The sequence below is a fragment of the Streptomyces sp. SM1 genome, assembly GCF_002910825.1.
Lineage (GTDB): Bacteria > Actinomycetota > Actinomycetes > Streptomycetales > Streptomycetaceae > Streptomyces > Streptomyces okerensis.
This window is the reverse complement of record NZ_NEUB01000419.1, coordinates 1-3,261: the sequence shown is the minus strand read 5'-3', so window position 1 is coordinate 3,261 and position 3,261 is coordinate 1. Positions and strand designations below refer to the sequence as shown.

Sequence of the window (3,261 nt, the reverse complement as noted above, 5' to 3'; positions counted from 1 at the left end):
CGACCTGGACGCGCGCAAGGCCAACCTGGCCGGCGAGTACTCGGTGTACGGAATGGCCGAGATCGCCCTCGCCGCCATCGACCTGGTCACGCTGAACATGGACTTCGACACGGGTGCCGACCACGACCAGATAGTGGCCCGGCTCATCCCGCGCATCGCCGCTCAGGCCCCGCGCCGCCCGGCCGCCGAGCACGAACGGGTGGCCCGCTGGGTCCTGGAGAACCTGATCAACGTCGGCAGCGTCGACCGCGGCTTCCGCGCGGTGTACGGCGTGTTCGGGGCGGACGGCACCTATGTGCGCCGCGACTACGACTTCAAGCTGATCGAAGAGGTCCCCGGCCCCGGCGGCACGGTGTACCTGCGGACCACCGACGAAGCCGTCAACGTCCTGGTCGGCGCCCTGGACACGGATGTCACCAGCGCGCAGATCGCCGCCGAGGTCAAGCTCGAGGTACTGATCAGCCGGGGCCGGCTCGCCGACGCCCGGCTCGCCGCCGAACAGGCCCGCTACCGGACCGTGCAGTACTCCGAGACCCTGCGCCGGGCCCTGGACGCCACCCGGCGCAACGTCCGCGCGGTGGACTGGCTCAGCACCGTGCCCGACATGATCGCCGAAGCCCTCGACCACGTGGCGGACCGCTACCGCCACGAGAACGCGATCCTCACCAACATCCGCAGGGCCCGCGACGAGTCCGAGGACCCCGAGCACAAACGCCGGGCCGCCGAGCTGGTGGACATCGTCAAGGACTGCATCCGGCGCCACACCCAGTTGCAGTCCCGGCTGCTGGAAGCCGGCCCGCTGTTCCGCGCCGAACAGGACCGGCAGGCCTTCTCCACCCCCACGCCGACCTCCGGCACCGACCTCTACGGCCACCTCCTGGCGCCCCTGCTCCCGCTGCCCGTGGAGCGGGCGTCCCGGGTCACCGACGCCTTCTTCGCCCACGGCACCGGACTGCGCACCCCGGTGTCCGTCCGGGTGGCCGATCTCGTGGAGATACTGCTGACGCCGCCCGTGGAGCGGGAACACCTCGGCGCCGAGATGCCGGAACCGGACCTGATCGCCACCCCCGACGACAGCCGCTTCAGCGAGGAACAGCTGACGGCCGCCACGGCGCTGCTGACCCTGCCGGCCGACGCGCCGCGCCGGCTCTCCGGCCTGCTCGCCGACGCCCGCCGCCAGGACCCCGAACTTCCCTATCTGGTCGCGCTGCTGGCCGTCCACGCCGCCAGCCCGCCGGTCGGCACCGCCTACCGCCAGGGTGAACGCAAGCTGCTGTTCGCGGTGGACGACGGCACCGAACTCGACGATCCCGAGTTCGGCGGCGCCGACCTCATCGTCGGCACGGCCCTGCTGGACGCGGCGGGCATGGCCGCGGACCGGTCGGAGGCGGCATGACCGACGCGGCAGCCCCTAGTGAGTTTTCCCGGAGCAAGGAGTCCCGACCGTGACCGAGCAGCACGTCGAGTGGAGTGAGCCGGAGGCCGCGGCCGCACCGGCGAGCACCGCCGTCACACCCGCCGACGCCGCCGACGCCGCGCGGCTCGTCGCCTACGGCCTCCAGCCCAAGCTCCAGCCCGCCCGCGACCAGGAGTACGCCGACCTGCTGCGCCGCTACCGAGAGGACCCGCCGTTCTCACGGCTCGCCGACGCCGTGGCCACCGGCCTCGGACTGATCGTGCTGGAGGTGTCCCCGCGCGCCGGTATGGCCGTCACCGCCGCCGAGGAGTCCGTCTTCGCCGTCCGCATGGGCGACTACGCGCGCCGCACCTCCGCCGACGGCGGCGACCGGTTCCTCCACGGACTGGCCCATCTCGCCGTCGCCGCCATGGCCTTCCCCCGACCCGAGGACCTCGCCGACGACGGCTACATCGGCCGCGTCATGGTCAACGGCGTCGACGCCTTCGTCCGCCAGGCATGCCACCGGCTGGAGGAGCGGGCCGCCGAACAGGGCGAGAACACCGACCCGGCCAGCGACGCCCCCGGACTGGAGGCCGCCTGGCGGATCTGGGCCAGACGCAGCGCCGCCGGCGCCACCAAGGACGCCCGCCGGCTCGCGGGCTCCACCACCGGCATCGTCGCCAAGGCCGTCACCTTCCTCACCGAATCCGGCTTCCTCCAGCGCACCGGCGACGACAACGGAGGCACCTACCGCACCACGGCCCGCTACCAGCTCCAGGTCCGCGACATGGCGGGCAGCGCCGCCCTGGCCGAACTGCTGGAGCTGGGCGTCGTCCCCGTCACCGACGGCACGCCCACCCTGCTGCCGCCCGAGGACGCCGACGACCTGGAACTGGTCGCCGACGCCGGCCTGCCGTTCCACTCCGCCTGACCCCCCACCTCACGAAGCCTCACGAGAGTCCGCCATGTACGAGCTGTCCCGGGTCCGTCTCTACTCCATCGGGCCGGCCGGTGCGCGCTACGCCGACACCGTGCTCGACCTGCGCGGTGTCGGCGGTGCCGTGCCGGACCCCGCACCGGCGCAGGCGGAGTTCTTCCAGGAGGAACCCGTCGGCCCGCCGCGCCGCCCCGCCCCCGCCGGGGTGCTCTTCCTGGAGAACGGCGGCGGCAAGTCGGTCCTGCTGAAGCTGATCTTCTCCGTGATGCTCCCGGGCCACCGCAACACCCTCGGCGGCGCCAGCTCCGGTGTGCTGCGCAAGTTCCTGCTCGCAGACGACTGCGGCCATGTGGCCCTCGAGTGGCAGCATGTGCAGACCGGGGAGTGTGTCGTCGTCGGCAAGGTCAGCGAGTGGCGGGGCCGTCAGGTCTCCAGCGACCCGCGGAAGTTCGCCGAGGCCTGGTACTCCCTGCGTCCCGGCCCCGGACTGGGCCTGGACAACCTCCCCGTCGCCGAGTCGACGGCCGTACGGCGGCCTGCCGAGGGCCAGTCGGGCGCGCGGGGACGGCGCCGCACCATGAAGGGCTTCCGGGACGCCCTCACGGAGGCGGGCAGGACATACCCGCACCTCGAGGTGCACTGGGAGGAGATCCACGAGCGCTGGACCGAACATCTCGGTGACCTGGGACTCGACCCCGAACTCTTCCGCTACCAGAGGGAGATGAACGCCGACGAGGGCGAGGCCGCCGGTCTCTTCGCGGTCAAGAAGGACTCGGACTTCACCGACCTGCTGCTGCGCGCCGTCACCGACACCCGCGACACCGACGGACTCGCCGACCTGGTCGGAGGCTTCGGCAACAAGCTGGGCCGCCGCGCCGAACTGATCGCCGAACGGGACTTCACCGCCGGGTCCGCCGACCTGCTG

General features: G+C 72.5%; 2 protein-coding genes and 1 pseudogene. All 3 read left to right on the top strand.

Features of this window, described 5'->3' with window-relative positions; genetic code table 11:
• Positions 1 to 1,396, top strand: a 1,396-nt coding sequence (locus B9S61_RS10540; protein ID WP_103542023.1) for a hypothetical protein, incomplete at its 5' end; no start/stop codon positions are given.
• A gap of 49 nt (positions 1,397 to 1,445) precedes the next feature.
• Entirely contained in the window at positions 1,446 to 2,330 is an 885-nt protein-coding gene (locus tag B9S61_RS10535) for a hypothetical protein (RefSeq protein WP_103542022.1), read from the top strand.
• Between the two features lie 34 nt (positions 2,331 to 2,364).
• Positions 2,365 to 3,261: pseudogene (locus B9S61_RS10530) on the top strand (hypothetical protein); the annotation flags it as partial.